The sequence below is a fragment of the Streptomyces sp. NBC_00247 genome (genome assembly GCF_036188265.1).
Lineage (GTDB): Bacteria > Actinomycetota > Actinomycetes > Streptomycetales > Streptomycetaceae > Streptomyces.
In genome coordinates this window covers 2,529,394-2,549,585 of sequence record NZ_CP108093.1, presented here as the reverse complement: position 1 = coordinate 2,549,585, position 20,192 = coordinate 2,529,394, and the positions used below count along the sequence as shown (strand labels likewise).

The 20,192-nt window shown below is 71.4% G+C and carries 15 protein-coding genes, 1 pseudogene and 1 riboswitch; of the genes and pseudogenes, 11 read left to right on the top strand and 5 right to left on the bottom strand.

All coding sequences use genetic code 11. The features are described 5' to 3' along the window. Positions 1-5 precede the first annotated feature (5 nt). From OHT52_RS10575 to OHT52_RS10540, 8 genes are all read left to right on the top strand, one after another. Entirely contained in the window at positions 6-989 is a 984-nt protein-coding gene (locus OHT52_RS10575; RefSeq protein WP_328719881.1) for a nucleoside triphosphate pyrophosphohydrolase, read from the top strand. Further along, entirely contained in the window at positions 982-2,313 is a 1,332-nt protein-coding gene (locus OHT52_RS10570; protein WP_328719880.1) for a cytochrome P450 family protein, read from the top strand. The genes OHT52_RS10575 and OHT52_RS10570 overlap by 8 nt, the downstream gene beginning before the upstream one ends. Before the next feature lie 106 nt (positions 2,314-2,419). Further along, on the top strand, positions 2,420-3,481 hold the full coding sequence (locus OHT52_RS10565; RefSeq protein WP_328719879.1) for a transglycosylase family protein: 1,062 nt from the start codon (positions 2,420-2,422) through the stop codon (positions 3,479-3,481). 290 nt (positions 3,482-3,771) lie between these two features. Beyond that, positions 3,772-3,951: riboswitch (cyclic di-AMP (ydaO/yuaA leader) on the top strand. 3 nt (positions 3,952-3,954) lie between these two features. Further along, the gene (locus tag OHT52_RS10560; RefSeq protein WP_328719878.1) at positions 3,955-4,674 is read left to right on the top strand and encodes a transglycosylase family protein; all 720 of its coding nucleotides are present in this window, start codon (positions 3,955-3,957) and stop codon (positions 4,672-4,674) included. Between the two features lie 350 nt (positions 4,675-5,024). Next, entirely contained in the window at positions 5,025-6,311 is a 1,287-nt protein-coding gene (eno, locus tag OHT52_RS10555) for a phosphopyruvate hydratase (RefSeq protein ID WP_266708104.1), read from the top strand. Positions 6,312-6,413: 102 nt separating this feature from the next. Next, on the top strand, positions 6,414-6,917 hold the full coding sequence (locus tag OHT52_RS10550) for an FtsB family cell division protein (protein WP_328719877.1): 504 nt from the start codon (positions 6,414-6,416) through the stop codon (positions 6,915-6,917). A 96-nt stretch (positions 6,918-7,013) separates the two neighbouring features. Continuing rightward, entirely contained in the window at positions 7,014-7,559 is a 546-nt protein-coding gene (locus OHT52_RS10545) for a DUF501 domain-containing protein (protein ID WP_328719876.1), read from the top strand. Next, the gene (locus OHT52_RS10540) at positions 7,556-8,509 is read left to right on the top strand and encodes a Ppx/GppA phosphatase family protein (protein ID WP_328719875.1); all 954 of its coding nucleotides are present in this window, start codon (positions 7,556-7,558) and stop codon (positions 8,507-8,509) included. The genes OHT52_RS10545 and OHT52_RS10540 overlap by 4 nt, the downstream gene beginning before the upstream one ends. A 39-nt stretch (positions 8,510-8,548) precedes the next feature. On the opposite strand, the gene OHT52_RS10535 is transcribed toward OHT52_RS10540, so the two are convergent. After that, complete coding sequence (locus OHT52_RS10535) at positions 8,549-9,151, bottom strand: gamma carbonic anhydrase family protein (protein ID WP_328719874.1); 603 nt, start codon at positions 9,149-9,151, stop codon at positions 8,549-8,551. A gap of 504 nt (positions 9,152-9,655) precedes the next feature. Here OHT52_RS10535 and OHT52_RS10530 point away from each other — a divergent pair. After that, on the top strand, positions 9,656-11,038 hold the full coding sequence (locus OHT52_RS10530; RefSeq protein ID WP_328719873.1) for a family 43 glycosylhydrolase: 1,383 nt from the start codon (positions 9,656-9,658) through the stop codon (positions 11,036-11,038). A gap of 108 nt (positions 11,039-11,146) precedes the next feature. Here the strand turns inward: OHT52_RS10530 and OHT52_RS10525 are convergent. Next, positions 11,147-11,410 (bottom strand): annotated as a pseudogene (locus tag OHT52_RS10525) (type II toxin-antitoxin system Phd/YefM family antitoxin); the annotation flags it as partial. A gap of 596 nt (positions 11,411-12,006) precedes the next feature. Here OHT52_RS10525 and OHT52_RS10520 point away from each other — a divergent pair. Next, entirely contained in the window at positions 12,007-13,392 is a 1,386-nt protein-coding gene (locus tag OHT52_RS10520) for an NAD(P)/FAD-dependent oxidoreductase (protein WP_328719872.1), read from the top strand. 348 nt (positions 13,393-13,740) lie between these two features. Beyond that, the gene (locus OHT52_RS10515) at positions 13,741-15,048 is read left to right on the top strand and encodes a cyclopropane-fatty-acyl-phospholipid synthase family protein (RefSeq protein WP_328719871.1); all 1,308 of its coding nucleotides are present in this window, start codon (positions 13,741-13,743) and stop codon (positions 15,046-15,048) included. A 113-nt stretch (positions 15,049-15,161) separates the two neighbouring features. Here the strand turns inward: OHT52_RS10515 and OHT52_RS10510 are convergent, their stop codons facing one another. From OHT52_RS10510 to OHT52_RS10500, 3 genes are all read right to left on the bottom strand, one after another. Continuing rightward, the gene (locus tag OHT52_RS10510) at positions 15,162-17,690 is read right to left on the bottom strand and encodes an ABC transporter permease (protein WP_328719870.1); all 2,529 of its coding nucleotides are present in this window, start codon (positions 17,688-17,690) and stop codon (positions 15,162-15,164) included. 109 nt (positions 17,691-17,799) lie between these two features. Then, complete coding sequence (locus OHT52_RS10505) at positions 17,800-18,570, bottom strand: ABC transporter ATP-binding protein (RefSeq protein WP_328719869.1); 771 nt, start codon at positions 18,568-18,570, stop codon at positions 17,800-17,802. 401 nt (positions 18,571-18,971) lie between these two features. Further along, on the bottom strand, positions 18,972-20,012 hold the full coding sequence (locus OHT52_RS10500) for a LacI family DNA-binding transcriptional regulator (protein ID WP_328719868.1): 1,041 nt from the start codon (positions 20,010-20,012) through the stop codon (positions 18,972-18,974). Positions 20,013-20,192: the final 180 nt, after the last annotated feature.

Here is a 20,192-nt window from a genome sequence, read left to right as displayed (position 1 = left end):
GACGGGTGAACGCTGAAGCACCCGGCCGGGTCGTCCTCCTCACCGCCAGCCACCGAGTCGCCCCCGGACTGCTGTCCTGGCCCGCCTGGCAGACGTTGCGCACCGCCGACCGCGTCCTGTGCGGCGCCCCCGACCACGTACAGCTCCCGTACCTGCGCGAGGCGGGCGTCACCGTCGAGAACACGGAGCTGACCGCCGAGGAACTGGTCGACGCCTGCGCCGGCGGCCGGACCGTGGTGGTGCTGGTCGGCGGTGAGGGCGACCAGCGGCTCACCGACGGACTCGCCCGCCTCGGTGGCTCCGGCCGGGTACGGATGCCGGACCTGGAACTGCTCCCCGGTTCGTACGACCTGCCGGGCGCCCGCCTCCTCGACCTCGTCCAGGTCATGGACGTGATCCGCCGCGAGTGCCCGTGGACCTCGACGATGACGCACCGGGGGCTCGCCAAGTACGCCATCGAGGAGACGTACGAGCTGGTCGAGGCGATCGAGGACGGCGACCGCGACGAACTCCGCGAGGAGCTCGGGGACGTCCTCCTCCAAGTCGTCTTCCACGCCCGGATCGCCGAGGAGGACGCCGAGGCGCCCTTCTCCGTCGACGACGTGGCGGGCACCCTGGTGGAGAAGCTGATCCGCCGTCACCCGCACATCTTCGGCGACGCCACGGCGGAGACCCCGGAGGACGTCCGCGCGCACTGGCTGCGTACCAAGGCGGTCGAGAAGCGACGCGACTCGGTCACCGAGGGCATCCCGCTCGGTCAGCCCGCCCTCGCCCTCGCGGCGAAGCTCGGCAGCCGGGTCCGCGGCTCCGGCCTGGAGGTCGCCCCGCCCGCCGGCGACACCCTCGGCCACGAGCTCCTCGCCCTCGCCGTCCGCGCCGAGGCCGAGGGCGTCGACCCGGAGGCCGCCCTGCGCGCGGCGGCCCGCGCCTACCGCGACGTGATCCTCGCGGCGGAGGGCGCGGACGCCCCGGGCACCGGCGATGAGTGACCGGCCGGTGGACGACAGCCCCGAGGAACCCGGCCCCGCCGGCTGCCCCGCGCACCGCGCGCCCGCCGCCCCCGAACTCTTCACCTGGGAGTTCGCGACCGACCCGTACCCGGCGTACGCCTGGCTCCGCGAGCACAGCCCGGTGCACCGCACCACGCTGCCCAGCGGCGTCGAAGCCTGGCTGGTCACCCGGTACGCGGACGCCCGGCACGCCCTCGCCGACCACCGGCTCTCCAAGAACCCGGTCCACCACGCCGGGTCGGCGCACGCCAAGGGGAAGACCGGGATTCCGGGGGAGCGCAAGGCCGAGCTGATGACCCATCTGCTCAACATCGACCCGCCCGACCACACCCGGCTGCGCCGGCTCGTGTCCAAGGCGTTCACCCCGCGCCGGGTCGCGGAGTTCGCGCCCCGCGTGCAGGAGCTGACGGACCGGCTCATCGACCGGTTCGCGACCGAGGGCAAGGCCGACCTCATCCACGAGTTCGCGTTCCCGCTCCCCATCTACGCCATCTGCGACCTGCTCGGGGTGCCCGAGGAGGACCAGGACGACTTCCGGGACTGGGCGGGCATGATGATCCGCCACGGCGGCGGACCACGTGGCGGAGTGGCGCGCTCGGTGAAGCGGATGCGCGCCTACCTCGCCGAACTCATCCACCGCAAGCGGGAGAACCCGGGCGACGACCTGATCTCCGAACTCATCCGCACCAGCGACCACGGCGAGCACCTCACGGAGAACGAGGCCGCCGCGATGGCCTTCATCCTGCTCTTCGCGGGCTTCGAGACGACCGTCAACCTCATCGGCAACGGCACCCACTCCCTGCTCCGCCACCCCGAGGAGCGCGCCCGCCTCCAGGCGTCGCTGGCGGCGGGGGAGGAGGAGCTGCTCGCCACCGGCGTCGAGGAGCTGCTCCGCTTCGACGGCCCGGTGGAGCTGGCCACCTGGCGGTACGCCACCGAACCGCTGACCCTCGGCGGCGAGGAGATCGCGGCAGGCGATCCCGTGCTCGTGGTCCTCGCGGCGGCCGACCGCGACCCCGCGCGCTTCGAGGACCCCGACACGCTCGACCTCGCCCGGCGTGACAATCAGCACCTCGGCTACGGCCACGGCATCCACTACTGCGTGGGTGCGCCGCTCGCCCGGCTGGAGGGACGGACCGCCCTCGCGACCCTGTTGAGGCGCCTCCCTGACCTGCGTCTTGCGGGAGAAACAGCCGATTTGCGGTGGCGTGGAGGGCTCATCATGCGTGGACTGCGCACCCTTCCGGTGGAGTTCACGCCCAGGCCGGCGCTCGACCAAGGTGACGTTCCGTCAACACTGTGATGTTCACGTGATCTGCGAGGCATCGACTTGTGACACACGTTCGAGTCCCGCTAGGTTCACGGTTCGACGCATCAGTTCACCCGTCAGTCACACGGAAGGCACTCCCATGGGCTCCGCGAACGGCAGACACCGCCGCCCTCGCCAGGCACCCGCCATCGTCGTCGCAGCCGGCGTGACAGGCTCCGCCCTCGCGATTCCGCTCCTCGCCGCAGGCAGTGCCGGCGCGGCGGACGCGAACACCTGGGACAAGGTCGCCGAATGCGAGAGCGGCGGCACCTGGAGCGCGGACTTCGGCAACGGCTACTACGGCGGACTGCAGTTCTCCCAGGAGACCTGGTCCGCCTACGGCGGTACGGAGTACGCGCAGCGCGCGGATCTCGCCAGCCGCACCCAGCAGATAGCCGTGGCGGAGAAGGTGCTCGACGCCAAGGGCCCGCAGGCGTGGCCCGGGTGCGCGGTGATCTCCGGGCTGGCGCCCGCGGGCGCCCTCATCGGCGTCGACCCCGGCTCCACGGACGCGGGAGCCTCGGCCGGCACGATCCCGGACGCGGACGGCGCACCCGTCTCCACCGGCACCGCGGAGTCGACGGGCTCCTCCGGCTCGACCGGCGCCCCGGACTCCGGCGGCACCTCCGGGAGCAGCGCCACGCCGAGCCCCGACGCCTCCGCGACCCCCTCGCCCTCCGGCTCGGCCACCCCGGACGCCACCACGCCCGGCAAGAGCGGTGCGAAGAGCGGTACCAAGGGCGGCGCGACGGACGCGGCGACCGGTGACACCGCGACGAGCGGCAAGCACCGCGGGACGCCCGACCCGGACGAGGCGGCCGCCGACGCCTCGCGCGACACCGGCCGGCACGCCTCGCGCGGGGACGGCGACGCGCGCGACGACACGACCCTCGCGACGGACGGGACGTACACGGTCCGGTCCGGCGACAACCTCTGGGCGATCGCCGACGCGCAGAACCTCTCCGACGGCTGGACCGAGCTCTACCAGGCCAACGAGAGCGTGATCGGCTCCGACCCGGACCTGATCCTGCCCGGCCAGGAGCTCGACCTGACGTCGGCGGAGGCCCCCGCGGCGACCGGCACCGCCCCGGCCGCGTCGGACGCCACCTCCGACACGCCGGAGACCGTTCCCGACACGGCCGAGACCGCTCCCGCCAACTGATCCAATTCGGGAAAACACCCCAAAAAGAGGGGCAGTTAAGGGGCCTATGTCCACTTTTGCGAAAGTGAGACATGGGTCTCTTCGCTGTTTCGGCGTGTCGCGGTCACCGGCGTTCGCAGATGTCCGCTTTGACCTGCGGAAACGGTTATTCAACCGTGGCTAGTAAGGTCTGATTGTCTGATATGTCCATCATTGAATGTGGGGGTTCCCTCTGTTTACGGTCAGAACCGCTCGCACCGCGGGCCCCGTCGACCGTCACGCCGAATCCTGCCGTCGGTCGAAGGGAACAGACGCGTAAAGCGCCGTAGGCAGGAGCGGGGGACCCAGGTAAGCCGCCGGTATCGGACGGCCCGTCGGAACGACGGGCGGCCGGAGCCGGCTAGGGGTTAAGCCACACGCAAGGACGTGTGGCCGGGCACTCATTGGCCCGAACCCGACAGCTCACCTCGTAGGCGTCGGTGAGGAGACGTTCCATGCTGCTGTCCAGCAACGGTAAGCACCGCCGCTCGTCCAAGGCCGTCCGTGTGGCCACGCTCGCCGGCGTCGCCGGTGCCGCCATCGCCCTCCCGCTGATGGGCGCCACCAACGCTTCCGCCGCCTCCGTCGCCACCTGGGACGCCGTCGCCCAGTGCGAGTCCGGTGGCAACTGGTCCATCAACACCGGCAACGGCTACTACGGCGGCCTGCAGTTCTCGCAGTCCAGCTGGGCCGCCGCCGGCGGTACGAAGTACGCCCCCCGCGCCGACCTGGCGACCAAGGAGCAGCAGATCGCCACCGCCGAGGTGCTGCTCGACCTGCAGGGCCCGGGTGCCTGGTCCTGCGCCGGTGCCGGCAACCTCACCAACGACGGTGTGGACCCGGGCGTCGACACGGGCTCCTCCGCGAGCACCGGCTCGACCGCGACCGACGACAGCGCCACCACGGCGACGCCGGACCGCGCCACCGACTCGCAGACCGCCTCCCGCGGCGAGGACCGCCCCGCCGCCGCGAAGTCCGAGACCGTCACCACGCCGACCGGCGACAAGGTGGAGAAGGGCGACGGCGAGTACAAGGTCGTCACCGGCGACACCCTCAGCACCATCGCCGAGAAGCAGGGCGTCAAGGGCGGCTGGCAGAAGCTGTTCGAGTTGAACCACGACATCGTCGACGACGCCGACCTCATCTTCCCGGGTCAGCAGCTCCACCTGAAGTAATCACGAACCACTCCTCCCCGGAACGGGGGTGTCCGGCGGCACCCCTTTCCCACTCCCTGGCCCGGCGCGCACTCCCCCCGCGCGCCGGGCCAGGGCCTTTTCCGGCGCCGGTGCGGATGCGGGACCGCGAGCGGCGTACAGGTGAGGAGGGGAAGGAGAGGTTCGCTTCCCCCGCCGTACCGCGGACCGCCGGCCCCCGTACCGCCGGACGTTATGTTCCGTACGGAAACAATGTGTAGGCTCGTCGTGTCACTGGACGGACGGTCGGCTGGCCGATGTCCTGTGTCCGGTTAGGCTCTAGTCGCCAGGCTCAAGAGCCCCGCACAGTCAGCGTCACATCCCAGAAGGAGATGCTCGTGCCGTCCATCGACGTCGTCGTAGCCCGGGAAATCCTCGACTCGCGGGGTAACCCCACCGTCGAGGTCGAAGTTGGTCTCGACGACGGCAGCACGGGCCGTGCTGCCGTTCCGTCCGGCGCCTCCACCGGCGCGTTCGAGGCCGTCGAGCTTCGCGACGGCGACCCCAAGCGTTACCTCGGCAAGGGCGTGGAGAAGGCCGTCCTCGCCGTCATCGAGCAGATCGGCCCGGAGCTCGTCGGCTACGACGCCACCGAGCAGCGTCTGATCGACCAGGCGATGTGCGACCTCGACGCCACGGAGAACAAGGGCTCGCTCGGCGCCAACGCCATCCTCGGCGTCTCGCTCGCCGTGGCCCACGCCGCCTCCGAGGCCGCCGACCTCCCGCTCTTCCGCTACCTCGGCGGCCCGAACGCGCACCTGCTGCCCGTTCCGATGATGAACATCCTGAACGGTGGGTCGCACGCCGACTCCAACGTCGACATCCAGGAGTTCATGATCGCCCCGATCGGCGCGGAGTCCTTCTCCGAGGCCCTTCGCTGGGGTGCCGAGACCTACCACACGCTGAAGAAGGTCCTGAAGACCAAGGGCCTCTCCACCGGTCTCGGCGACGAGGGCGGCTTCGCCCCGAACCTCGAGTCCAACCGCGCCGCCCTCGACCTCATCGTCGAGGCCATCAAGGAGGCCGGCTTCGTCCCCGGCCGCGACATCGCGCTCGCGCTCGACGTCGCCGCGTCCGAGTTCTACAAGGACGGCAAGTACGAGTTCGAGGGCAAGTCGCGCTCGGCCGCCGAGATGACCGAGTACTACGAGGAGCTCGTCTCCGCGTACCCGCTGGTCTCCATCGAGGACCCGCTGTACGAGGACGACTGGGCCGGCTGGAAGGTCATCACCGACAAGCTCGGCACCAAGGTGCAGATCGTCGGCGACGACCTCTTCGTCACCAACCCCGAGCGCCTCGCCCGTGGCATCGAGGAGGGCTCGGCCAACGCCCTGCTCGTCAAGGTCAACCAGATCGGTTCGCTGACCGAGACCCTGGACGCCGTCGAGCTCGCGCAGCGCAACGGCTTCAAGTGCATGATGTCCCACCGTTCCGGTGAGACCGAGGACGTCACCATCGCCGACCTCGCCGTCGCCGTGAACTGCGGTCAGATCAAGACCGGCGCCCCGGCCCGCTCGGACCGCGTCGCCAAGTACAACCAGCTGCTGCGCATCGAGGAGATCCTCGACGACGCCGCCGTGTACGCCGGCCGCTCGGCGTTCCCCCGCTTCAAGGGCTGATCCGCGGCCCGGCCAGGGCCCGCTCCACCAGCCTCCGTCCGTCCCCGCACTCGGTCCCGTACCGTGTGCGGGGACGGACGTGCGTGACGGGGAGGCATGAACATGGCCGTGAAGGACCGCGACCGGTTCTCCACCGCGACCAGGCTGCGGCTGCTCGGCGAGCAGACGGCGGCCCGCGTCTACCGCTCCCAGAACCGCCGCCAGGCCCACCGCTCCCGGCTCACCGGCCGCGCCGCGTTCCTGGCGCTGATCGTCTGCACCCTGATCGTGGCGCTGGCGTACCCGATGCGGCAGTACGTCTCCCAGCGCGAGGAGATCGCCGACCAGGAACGGACGCTCCAGGACGCCGGGAAGCGCGCCGAGGAGCTGCGGGACGAGAAGGCCCGCCTCCAGGACGACGCGTACATCCGCCGCCTCGCCCGCGAACACCTCCACTACGTCCTCCCCGGCGAGACCGGCTACACCGTGATCGACCCCGACGCGGCGGACGACGGCCGGGGCGAGCCCGGCGCCGACGGCCGGCCCTGGCACTCCAACCTCTGGGACGGCGTGGACAGCGCGGACGGCTCCGGCAACGAATCCGACGGCTCCTCCCACGGCGACTGAGCCCCGCGCGGCCAGGCACACTGGTCCGAGCAGAACCGCGCCCCGCGGCGCACCGCACCCCACAGAGCAGCACCTTCGAGCAGAACCAAGGCAGGCATGGACACCGCCCCTCCGCAGACCGAATCCACTCCGCCCACCGACGCGGACATCGCCGCGTTCGAGCAGCAGCTCGGACGGCCGCCGCGCGGGCTGCGCGCCATCGCGCACCGCTGCCCCTGCGGCAACCCGGACGTGGTGGAGACCCAGCCCCGTCTGGAGGACGGCACGCCGTTCCCGACGACGTTCTACCTGACGTGCCCGCGCGCCGCGTCCGCGATCGGCACGCTGGAGGCGAACGGCGTCATGAAGGAGATGACCGAGCGCCTGGGCACCGACCCGGAGCTCGCCGCCTCCTACCGCGCCGCGCACGAGGACTACCTCGCCCGCCGCGACGCCATCGAGGTGCTGGAGGGCTTCCCGAGCGCCGGCGGCATGCCGGACCGGGTGAAGTGCCTGCACGTCCTCGTCGGCCACTCGCTGGCCGCCGGACCCGGCGTGAACCCGCTCGGCGACGAGGCCATCGCCATGCTGCCCGAGTGGTGGGCCAAGGGCCCCTGCGTCACGCCCTGCACGCCCGAGAAGCAGGCCGGGGAGACCGCGTGACCACGACCCGGGTCGCGGCCGTCGACTGCGGTACCAACTCCATCCGGCTGCTCGTCGCCGACATCGACCCCGCCACCGGTGGCTTCACCGAGCTGGACCGCCGGATGCGGATCGTCCGCCTCGGCCAGGGCGTCGACCGCACCGGACGCCTCGCCCCCGAGGCCCTGGAGCGCACGTTCGCCGCCTGCCGCGAGTACGCCGGCGCCATCGAGGAGCTCGGTGCGGAGAAGGTCCGCTTCGTCGCCACCTCCGCCTCCCGCGACGCCGAGAACAGCGCCGACTTCGTCCGGGGCGTCCACGAGATCCTCGGTGTGGAGCCCGAGGTGATCACCGGCGACCAGGAGGCCCAGCTCTCCTTCGACGGCGCCACCAAGGAACTCCACGGCACCGACGGACACGGCTTCGCCGCCCCGTACCTCGTGGTCGACATCGGCGGCGGCTCCACCGAGTTCGTCCTCGGCGACGACACGGTCCGCGCGGCCCGCTCGGTCGACATCGGCTGCGTCCGCATGACGGAACGCCACCTCGTCCAGGACGGCGCGAAGATCGACCCGCCGACCGAGGCACGGATCGCCGCGATCCGCGCCGACATCGACGCGGCCCTCGACCTCGCCGCCGAGACGGTCCCGCTCACCGGGGCCACCACCCTCGTCGGCCTCGCCGGTACGGTGACCACGATCGCCGCCATCGCGCTCGACCTCAAGGAGTACGACTCCGAGGCCATCCACCACTCCCGGATCTCCCTCGCCCGCGTGGAGGAGATCACCACCAGCCTGCTCGCCTCCACCCACGCCGACCGCGCCGCGATCCCCGCGATGCACCCCGGCCGGGTCGACGTGATCGCTTCCGGGGCCCTGATCCTCCAAGCCCTGATGCGGCGCACGGGGGCCCAGGAGATCGTGGTGAGCGAGCACGACATTCTGGACGGGATCGCGTTCTCGGTGGCCTGACGCCGGTCCCGTCCCGACTCGCTGAACGGCCCGGGGGACTCAGATCAGGCGGTCGTGGCGATGGCGGCCGAGGGCCCGGCCGAATCGCTCGGAGATGCCCGGCAGGAGACTCTCGCCTTCGACGGGACGGTCCAGGCCGAAGACGTAGCCGGGGAAGTCGAGATCCTTCTGCACCGCCCAGATCGCCTCGTGATCCTGGGGCGGAAGGATTCGGGCCGGATCCCCGACGGCCACCCAGCCGATCGGCACCGTCGAGTCGGCGGGCAGCACCGTACGCAGGTGCACGATGCCGTTGATGCGGACCTCCGAGCGGGTACCGATGCGCGCGCCGTTGAACACCCGGCTTCCGGTCGCCAAGAACACCTCGTCCTCCACCGAGCAGCCGGTCAGGTAGGACATGGGGCCGACCAGGACCTGCCGTCCCAAGCTCAACGGATCGCGCCGTGTCCCGCGCAGGACCGCGTTCTCCATCACGATGCAGTCCTCACCGAGTTCCACCGGCCCGCCTTCGGCGCTGAGCACGGCTCCGAACAGCACCCGGCAGCCCGCTCCCACCCGAACGTCCCCGCACAGCGTCGCCGTCGGCGCGACGTAGGCCGTGGGGTGGACGGTCGGCGAACAACCCTCGTGATCGATCAGCATGTTCGCGATCATGCAACGGCCCAGGCCGCTTCCGCAGGCACTTTGAGTCACTGTTCGGCGAAGAGACTGCGGAGCAGCCGGTGCCATGTGCCGACATGCGTGCTGATGTGCCGACCGGTGCCGCGTCGCCACGTCGGCCGTCCCGATTCACCGGACCTCCGGCCCGGATTAAATCGGCGACCCCTTGACGTAGATCATCGGGGATTCCCATGCTGGATTCATGCCGTCCGAGGTCGGTCCGCAGGCTCGTCGCGAGCGGGGAACGACCCGCGGATCATGCGTGCCGCGCCGCGGTCCGGCCGCCTGTCCGGGTTCGCGCTGACCTTCAATCCCGCTCGCGGAGACAGGCGTTGAGCGTATCTGCCGACGCCCCGTCGACCATCGTCGCTCGGTGCGCAGCGGACGCACGGGCGGCCGTCGCCGCTCGCGCGCCGACCGGGCGCGGTGCCGCCGCGTGCCCGCGTGCCGGCACAGGACACTCGTACCCCGAAGGAGGGCTGACCGATGACCAGCCACGAGAACCGACCGCCCGTCGGACGCCGGGCCCTGCTGGCAGGGGCCGCCGGACTGGGAGCGGCGGTGGCCCTGCCGGTACAGGCCGCGCAGGCCGCGCCGAGTGGGCATGCCGCCCCGCCCGCCCCGCCCGCCCCGCCCGCCCCGGTCGCGCCGAAGGAGCCGCCCGGCCACGCGCGCGGGCGGTACCCGGCGAACTGGCCCGACCCCGCCCCGAACGGCACCGCCGACACCCGCCAGGACCTCTGGCCGAGGGCGGACAACTCCTTCGTGCTGCCACTGGAGTTGCGCCCGCGCGACGAGGAGCTCGGGCGGGTCTGGATGCGGGACACGTACGTCAACTGCTTCACCGTCGACGGCCGTCCGCTCTACGTCGCCACCGGCACCACCCGGGTGCCGGGGCTCGAAGCGGCCGGTCCCTGGAACGACGGGATCTTCGTGTGGACGGCGCGGGACCTCAAGGGGCCCTGGAAGCTGGCCGACACGACCGGCATCCGGCCCGGCGCCGAGAAGGGCAAGGTGTGGTCGCCCGAGTTCGTGGACGAGAACCGGCCCGGCCGTACGGTCGTCGCCCCCTGGCAGGAGTACTGGTACGACTCCCCGTTCGGCAAGCGCGGTCAGGCGTGGGCGCCGGAGGTGCACCGCTTCGGGGGCACGTGGTACATCGTCGCGTGCATGGGCGACCACTCGAAGAAGGTCGGCTCGTTCCTGCTCGTCAGCGAGGGCGGCGTCGAGGGCCCGTACCGGCTGATCGAGGGCAACCTCGACAAGCCCTTCGGGGACTCCTTCATCGGCGGCCCCGCGTTCATCGCACCCGGCGCCTACCACCACATCGACGGCAGCCTGTACGCCGAGGGCGACGACGCCTGGCTGGTGCTGCACAACAACCTGTACGCGAAGTTCCGGGACGACATGGAGGACATCGTCCCCACGACGGGCCTTCCCGCGTTCCGGCAGACCCCGTACTCCCCGGAGCCGTACCTCGAAGGCGCGTACGTCTTCACCTACGGCGGCAAGTACTTCCTGCTCCAGGCCGCCTGGGACCGGACCTCGGTCAACGCCGACGGCAGTACCCGTCAGGGGTACGACACCGCTGCGACCGGTCGGGTCCAGTACCAGTACGACGCCGTCGCCGCCGTGTCCGACACCTTCGAGGGGCCGTACTCGCAGCGGTGGACGGTCGGCGTGGGCGCCGGCCACAACAACTTCTTCGAGGACCACCAAGGACGGCTGTGGGCGACTTTCTTCCGCAACCCGAACTTCGGCCACTGGTCCAACGCTTCACGGCTCGCCGAGTCCGCCGTGCCGGGGGTCGTCCGGGTGGAGTGGACAGGGCCGGAGGGCAACCGGCTGTACGTCCGGCGCCGCGACTGAGCCCGGGAGGGCGGCGGAGGACAGAGCGGGGGAGAGGGCTCAGCGCTCCCCTTCCCCTCGCTGTCCGGCCTCCCTTTCGTCTTCCGCTTCGTCTTCGTCTTCGTTCTCGTCCGTCGGGCCCTGGTGGTCGGTGAGGACGTCCGTCAGCAGCTCGGCCACGGTCGTGGTCGGGTCGACTCCGGCGAGCACCGCCTCCATGTCGAGCACGTCGGCCGCCTCCTCCAGGGCCTCGAAGTCCGCGATCGGCACCACGGCGGCCACCGGGGTGCCGTCGCGCGTGATCACCGTGGGTTCGCCCTGCTCGGCGTGGTCGATGGGGGCGGCGGGGTTCGCGCAGGCCTCCCGGACCGTCACGGTTCTCCTTGTGGTCATATGTCCAGTGTGTGCGCACTCGGGGCGGGTGCGCGCGTCCGGCCGCCGGGCGCGCTCCCGGGCCCGCCGTGCCCACCGGCCCGGGTGCTCGCGGGCCCGCCGCGCACCCCCGCCCGGGCACCCCTTCGCGCGCAACCTGACCTCTCGCGATCCGTGCGCTCACATGCGGCCCCGCCTGCACTTCTGATGTTTCCATGGGGCTCCGGAGGGGTCTCCCGGGGGCTCGGAGGGGGTCTTCGGGGAGGCGTCGGGACCAACTTCGTGAACTTCTTCACAAGGAATTCGGCCCCCTTGGGGCAAGTTCTTGGCTCTCCGGGGTTCGAACGGGCCTGTGCGTACGTTTTGTGCGGTACGCGCGGGTGTCCCACGCGCGGTGCGCTCGGGGTGGACGCAAGGGGTGGAGGGGGAGCGGGGGACCCCCGTTCCGGGGCCAAGGGCCAGCTCACAGGCGGTGAACAACGTTCGCCGCGCGGCTGTGGTTCCCCGCGCCGAGCATGACCTGGGTCACGCGGGCCGCGCAGTGTAGCAGAGGGGGCCCACAACCTTGTGAAGGGGCTCACGAGCTACCCCCCTGGATGGGGTGGATACTCGATTGCATGAGCACCACGGAGCGTCCCAGGATCCTCGTTGTAGGCGGTGGGTACGTAGGCCTGTACGCAGCTCGACGCATTCTCAAGAAGATGCGCTACGGAGAGGCGACCGTCACGGTCGTCGACCCGCGCTCGTACATGACCTACCAGCCCTTCCTTCCCGAAGCTGCCGCAGGCAGCATCTCGCCTCGGCATGTCGTCGTCCCCTTGCGACGCGTGCTGCCCAAGGCTGAGGTTCTCACCGGTCGTGTGACGACCATCGACCAGGACCGCAAGGTCGCCACGGTCGCGCCGATCGTCGGCGAGGCTTACGAGCTGCCCTTCGACTACCTCGTCATCGCGATGGGCGCGGTCTCCCGCACCTTCCCGATCCCCGGCCTCGCCGAGCAGGGCATCGGCATGAAGGGCATCGAGGAGGCCATCGGCCTGCGCAACCACGTCCTGGAGCAGCTGGACAAGGCTGACTCCACGACCGACGAGGAGATCCGCCGCAAGGCGCTGACCTTCGTCTTCGTCGGCGGTGGCTTCGCCGGTGCGGAGACCGTCGGTGAGGTCGAGGACATGGCCCGGGACGCGGCCAAGTACTACACGAACGTCAAGCGCGAGGACATGCGCTTCGTTCTCGTCGACGCCGCCGACAAGATCCTTCCCGAGGTGGGCCCGAAGCTGGGCGCCTACGGCAAGGAGCACCTGGAGTCCCGCGGTGTGGAGATCTACCTCTCCACCTCCATGGACAGCTGCGTCGACGGCCACGTCGTGCTGAAGAACGGCCTTGAGGTCGACTCCAGCACCATCGTGTGGACCGCCGGTGTGAAGCCGAACCCGGCGCTCTCCCGCTTCGGTCTGCCGCTCGGCCCGCGTGGCCACGTGGACACCAGCGAGAAGCTCCAGGTGCAGGGCACCGACTACATCTGGGCCGCCGGCGACAACGCCCAGGTCCCGGACATGGTCGGCCGCCGCGCCGGCAACCCGAACGCCTGGTGCCCGCCGAACGCCCAGCACGCGCTGCGCCAGGCCAAGGTCCTCGGCGACAACGTGGTCTCCGGCATGCGGGGCTTCCCGCAGAAGGAGTACAGCCACGCCAACAAGGGTGCGGTCGCCGGTCTCGGCCTGCACAAGGGCGTCGCGATGATCGTCATGGGCAAGGTGAAGATCAAGCTCAAGGGCCGTCTCGCCTGGTACATGCACCGTGGCTACCACGGCATGGCGATGCCGACGTTCAACCGCAAGATCCGCGTCTTCGCCGACTGGACCCTCGCGATGTTCCTCAAGCGCGAGGTCGTCTCCCTGGGTGCCATGGAGACGCCGCGCGAGGAGTTCTACGAGGCCGCGAAGCCGGCTCCGGCTCCCGCCGCCGCGAAGTCCGAGGGCGAGAAGGCCAAGGCCTCCTGACCCCGGCGCTCCCGCGAGGGCGCTCGGGCTCCGTACGCGGAGCCGCCGGTGCGTGACCTGTACGACCCGAAGGGGCCGTCCGCCATCCGTGGTGCGGACGGTCCCTTCGGCGTACTCGGACGGGTTTCCCGCAGGGCCCCGCCCCGGTAGGAGTGCCGTCGTTCCGACCGATACTTGGTAGCTACATGTATTTTGCCCAACCATTGCCCAGTAGCGGGATGACGGTAGCCCCGGCCAGAGTTGACGTATGCGTTACCTCGTCGCGACGCTGAGGCGTGTCGGCGGGGCAATGATGCATGTGTACGCATATATGGGCATTTTGGGAACACCACCACGGAGGTGTGCGCCATGGCAGACGCCGCGTCGCGGCTGACCGCTCTTCTCACGGAACTGCTCGGAGAACCCCTTCCGGTTCGCATCCGGGCCTGGGACGGCAGCGAGGCCGGCCCGCCGGGTGCCCCCGCTCTCGTCGTCCGCCACCGCCGCGCCCTGCGACGACTGCTGTGGAAGCCGGGCGAGCTGGGACTGGCCCGGGGCTGGGTCGCCGGAGAGATCGACGTCGAGGGCAATCTGTACGAGGCGCTCGACAGCATCGCCGCCCTCCTCTGGGAGCGGGGCGCCGATGCCAAGGAAGCGATCCACCCGCTGCGCGACCCGAAGGTCCGGGCCTTCGCGAAGGGCCTCGCCCAGCTCGCGGGCCCTTACCCGCCGCCCGCCCCGCCCGCCGAGGAGATGCACCGCCGCCGCATCGGCCCGCTGCACACCAGACGCCGGGACAAGGAGGCCATCAGTCACCACTACGACGTGGGCAACGACTTCTACGAGATGGTCCTCGGCCCGTCCATGGTCTACTCCTGCGCCTACTGGGAGGACGGCGGCACCCTGGAGGACGCCCAGCGCGACAAGCTCGACCTGGTCTGCCGCAAGCTCGCCCTGAAGGAGGGCGACCGGCTGCTCGACGTCGGGTGCGGCTGGGGCTCCATGGCCATCCACGCGGCCCGCGAGTACGGCGCCCTCGTCACCGGCGTGACCCTCTCCACCGAACAGGCCGCCTACGCCCGCAAGCGGGTCGCCGAGGAAGGGCTGACGGACCGCGTCGAGATCCGGGTGCAGGACTACCGTGACGTGCGCGACGGACCGTACGACGCGATCTCCTCCATCGGCATGGCCGAACACGTCGGCTCCGTCCGCTACCGCGAGTACGCCGACGACCTCTACGCCCTCCTCAAGCCCGGCGGCCGACTGCTCAACCACCAGATCGCCCGCCGCCCCGAGAAGGACGAAGAGGCGTACCACGTCGACGAGTTCATCGACGCCTACGTCTTCCCGGACGGCGAACTCGCGCCGCTGGGGCGGACGCTCGGCCTCCTGGAGGAGGCCGGATTCGAGGCGCGGGACGTTGAAGTGCTGCGTGAGCACTACGCTTTGACGCTCCGTCAGTGGGTCGCCAATCTGGAGGCCAACTGGGCCGCCGCCGTGGCGGCCACCTCCCCCGGGCGAGCCCGGGTGTGGCGGCTCTACATGGCCGCGTCCGCCCTCTCCTTCGAGCACAACAAGATCGGCGTCAACCAGATCCTCGCCGTCAGGCCGACGGACGCCGGACACTCCCGGATGCCCGCCCGCTCCCGCCGGTGGACGGCCTCCGCCGGCGGCTGAGACGTCGGCCGGCGCGTACCGCCACGCACCAGGGGCCGGAGCCCGCTTCCCGCGCGGTCTCCGGCCCCGAGGGCCTCCAGGTCAAGAGGCCCTTCTCCGTGACGGAAGCCCCGTCACTCGGTCTTGATCGCCGTCAGCATGTTCAGCCGTGCGGCGCTGCGGGCCGGCCAGAGCGAGGCGAGGACACCCACCAGGGCGGCCAGCACCAGGAAGATCCCGATGCGTCCCCACGGGACGACCAGTACGTACTGGGGGATCGCGGCGGCGATCGTACGGCCGATCGCCCAGGCCAGGAACGTCCCCAGGAGTACGCCGACCACCGCGCCGAAGAGCGAGATCACCACGGCCTCCAGCCGGATCATGCGCTTGACCCGGCCGCGGTCCAGGCCGATCGCCCGCAGCATCCCGATCTCCTGCTTGCGCTCGAAGACCGACATCGCCAGGGTGTTGACCACCCCGAGCACCGCGATGAGCAGCGCCATCGCCAGCAGCCCGTACATGATGTTCAGCGCCAGGTTCACGAAGCCGCCGAACATGTCCCGGATGTCCTGCCGGTCGCTCACGCTCATCGCCGGGTTGTCGCCCAGCGCGTCCACGATGGCCTGCTCGTTGGCTTCGGAGGCCCCGCCGTCCGTCGTCAGCCAGATCTCGCGGATGTCGGCGACCCGGGTGTGGGCGTTCGCGAGGTCCTCCGGGAGCAGGACGGGGGAGAGGAACTCGTTGGCCTCGTAGACCGCCCCGATCGTCGCCTCGCCCTTCTTCTCGTCCTCGAAGGTCACCGGCAGGGTGTCACCGGTCTTCCAGTGGTTCTTCCGCGCGGTGTCGGAGTCGACCGCGATCCGGCCGTCGGCGAGCGAGTCCAGCGAGCCGGAGACCAGCCTGAGCGCGAAGAGCTTCTCCACGTCGCCCGGGGTGACACCGGACGCCGCGTGGTGCCTGCCGCCGACCGTCAGCCAGTTGGCCTGCTGCGGGGAGACCGCGGTGACGCCGTCCGCCTTCCGCAGCGCGGTGAGGGCGGAGGTGTCCAGCGCGTCGCCGCTCGCCATCGAGACCAGGTAGTCGGCCTTGATGTTGTCCGTCGTCATCCGGTCGACCGCCTGCCCGAGGGTGACGCCCAGCACCGAGATGCCGGTGACCAGGGTCAGCCCGATCGCCAGGGCGGAGGCGGTGGCGCCGGTGCGGCGCGGGTTGCGCACCGCGTTCTGCGCGGCCAGCTTCCCGGACACCCCGAACACCCGGGTCAGCAGCGGGCGGACGAGCGCGATCGCCGGCCGCGACAGCAGCGGGATCAGCACGATGATCCCGATCAGCGCCAGGAAGGCGCCGGCCGCGATCAGCTTCCGGCCGTTCCCGTCCGCCGAGGCCGCGCCGCCGACGATCCCGGCCGCGCCCAGCAGGGTGAGGGCACCGCCGATCGAGTTCCGGACGACCAGCGAACGGGTGCTCGCCGCCGCGTGCACACTGCTCATGGCGGCCACCGGCGCGATCTTCGCGGCCCGGCGGGCGGGCAGATAGGCGGCGAGGACCGTGATCACGACCCCCACGGCGAACGCGGCGAGCACCGTGCCCGGGGCGATCACCAGCGGACCTGCCGGGATCTTCCCGCCGATCAGGCTCATCGCCGACCGCAGCCCCGTCGCGAGGCCGACGCCCAGCGCGAAGCCGATCGCCGAGGCGATGAGGCCCACCACGGCCGCCTCCATCAGCACCGACCGCTTGACCTGCCGGCGGGAGGCACCGACGGCACGCATCAGGGCCAGCTCCCTGGTGCGCTGGGCGATCAGCATGCTGAAGGTGTTGGCGATCAGGAAGACGCCCACGAAGAGCGCGATCCCGGCGAAGACCAGCAGGATCGTGTCGAGATTGCCCAGCCCGTCCTCGATCTGCTTCGCCTGCTCGTCGGCGAGCGCCTGCCCGGTACGGGCCTCGGCACCCTTCGGCAGCAGGGTCTTCACCTCGGCCAGCAGCTTCGCGTCCGAGGCGCCGGGGGCCGCGGTGACCGTGGCCTCCTGGAACTCGCCGGCCCGCAGGAACAGCCGCTGCGCGGTGGCCCCGTCGAAGAGGACCAGGCTGCCGCCCGCGTTGACCGCGCCGTCCTCGGTGGTGAAGACGCCGGTCAGGACGTACTCCTTCACCGGCCCGTTGGTGGCCACGCGCACCGTGTCGCCCACGTGGTAGCCGCCCTTGCCGGCGGAGGCGCTGTCCAGGGCGATCTGACCGTCCTCCACCGGGCCGTCGCCGGAGGTGAAGGTGTACGAGGGGTCCCGGCCGTCCTCGCCGGGGGCGAAGTTGCCGCCGTTGGTGGACCAGCCGTCGCCGATGAGCTTGCCGTCACGACCGGCGGCCCCGGCGAAACCGGAGACCCGCCCGGTCGCCCCGGCCACGCCGTCCAGCGCCCGGATCTTGTCCAGGGTGGCCTCGGAGATGCCGGCGGCGCTCCCGTCGTGGCGGCCGGCAGAGGTCGAGACGGCTACGGCGACGTCCTCGTAACTCTTGGCGGACTGGTTGCGGAAGGCGTTGCCGAGGGTGTCGGTGAAGACCAGCGTGCCGGAGACGAAGGCGACGCCGAGCATGACCGCGAGCACGGTCATCAACAGCCTGGCCTTGTGCGCCAGCACATTGCGCAGGGCGGTACGGAACATGTGTGTGTCCTGGGATGAGGTCCGGGAGGACCGGGGGAGGGCGAGGCACGCCCGGGGACGGGGGCGGAACGGAGTACGGGCCCGGGCCGCGGGTGGGCCCGGCCCCGGGTCAGCTGGTGCGGCCCTTGGCGTCGAACGCCTTCATCCGGTCCAGCACGCCGTCGGCCGTGGGCCGCGCCATCTCGTCGACGACCGCGCCGTCCGCGAGGAAGATCACCCGGTCCGCGTAGGAGGCGGCGACCGCGTCGTGGGTCACCATCACGACGGTCTGGCCCAGCTCGCGTACGGAGTTGCGCAGGAAGCCCAGGACCTCCGCGCCGGACCGCGAGTCGAGGTTTCCGGTCGGCTCGTCGCCGAAGATGATCTCGGGCTGGGACGCCAGGGCGCGGGCGACCGCGACGCGCTGCTGCTGGCCGCCGGAGAGCTGCGTCGGGCGGTGCTTCAGCCGGTCCGCGAGCCCGATCATGTCGATGACCCGCTGGAGCCAGGCGGCGTCGGGCTTGCGGCCCGCGATGTCCATCGGCAGCGTGATGTTCTCCAGCGCGGTCAGCGTCGGCAGCAGGTTGAACGCCTGGAAGATGAATCCGATCTTGTCCCGGCGGAGCTGGGTGAGCTGCTTGTCCTTGAGCGACCCGAGCTCGGTCTCGCCGATCCGCACCGACCCGGAGCTGAAGGTGTCGAGCCCGGCCACGCAGTGCATCAGCGTGGACTTGCCGGAGCCGGACGGCCCCATGATCGCGGTGAACTCGCCTTGCGGGAAGTCGACGGAGACCCGGTCCAGGGCGACCACCCGGGTCTCGCCCTGGCCGTAGACCTTCGACAGCTCCGTGGCGCGCGCGGCGACTCCGGTGGCACGGGGGACGGGGGGTGCGGTGGTCACAGGGACGCTCCTGAGGGACACGGGGGTGGAAAGCCGGGGGGCCGCGGGGCCGGACGCCCCCGTGACCGGACCGACCGCGCGGCCGACAGGGCCGACGGCACCCGGAGGTCTCAGGGGACTCCTACATCCTCCGTGTCCCCCACGCCCCGGTCGTCAGTCCCCGTGCCCGTTCGGGTGCCGACTTGAGTCGCACCGGGGCGGGACCCGCCTCCTCCTCCGGTATGACATCCCCGCAGCCGGTACGCCTCCGGGACCGCGCCGCGTTCCGGCAGGTCAGGCGAAGACCGGCCGCGGATCGCGTGCCGGTCAGCCGCCGGTCGGCCGCAGACATCGCGTGCCGGTCGGCCGCCGGTCGGCCGCAGATCGGCACGCCCGGTCAGCACGCCCGGTCAGCGCGCCGGTCAGCGCGGCGGTGCCGTCGAGCCGCGCGGTACGAGACGGGCGGTCGTCTCCTGGCGGCACTCGGCGGCACCCTCCGCGATCAGCGTCAGCAGGGTGCGCGCGGCCAGCGCCCCGTACGCCGGGATGTCCCGCCGCAGCGCGGTCAGCGGCGGCCGGACCACCTGCGAGAGCTGCGAGTCGTCCCAGGCGACGAGCGAGAGGTCGGCGGGTACGTCCAGCCCCATCTCCTGGGCGACGGAGAGCCCCGCGACGGCCATGATGTCGTTGTCGTAGATGATCGCGGTGGGCCGGTCGGGTGCGCTGACGAGCCGCCGGGTCGCGTGCGCGCCCTCGTCCCCGGAGTAGTCGGTGTGCACCACCACCGGTGCCTCCAGGCCGAGTTCGGCGCACGCGCGGTGCTGTTCCCGGTCGCGGAGCCGGGTGTGCGCCAGCTCCGCCAGCCCGGCGACGCGGGCCACCCGGCGGTGGCCGAGCGCGTGCAGGTACGTCAGGGTGTCGTGGAGCGCCGCCGCGTCGTCGGACCAGACCGCCGCCAGCGCACCGGCCGCCGAGGGGTGGCCGATCGCGACGGCCGGGAGACCGAGCCCGGCGACCCCCGTGACGCGCGGGTCAGGTTCGCCGTGGACGGCGCTCCTCCCGCGCAGATCGGCGAGGAACACGCCGTCCACCCGGCCCTCGCCCCACCAGCGCCGGTACACCTCCAGTTCGTGCGCCGGACCGCTCACCATCTGGAGCAGCAACGCGCACCCGCCGTCCGAGAGTTCGCTCTCGATCCCGCTGATCAGTTCCATGAAGAACGGCTCCACCCCGAGCATCCGGGCGGGGCGGGAGAGCGCGAGGCCGACCGTGTCCGCGCGGGCGCGGGTGAGCGCGCGGGCCGCGCTGTTGGGCCGCCAGCCGATCTCCTCGGCGATGGCCTTGATGGTGGCACGCGTGGCGGGGGACACCCCCGGACGGTCGTTGAGCGCGTAGGACACCGCGACCTTGGAGACCCCGGCGCGGAGCGCGATGTCGGCGATCGTCGGGCGGTTCTTGGGCAAAGGGACCTCGCTTAACCGGTTCGCATCGACCGGCATCGTAGCTCCTGCTCCCTTCCGCATCGCCGCGCCCCCACCCCTTACGGGCGCCCTCGAATCCCCTTCCGTTTGTCTCGAACGTACCGTCAACTCCCCTACGCGGCAAGGGTGGGAGCGCTCCCGCAAAGCCTTGACAGCGCCTCT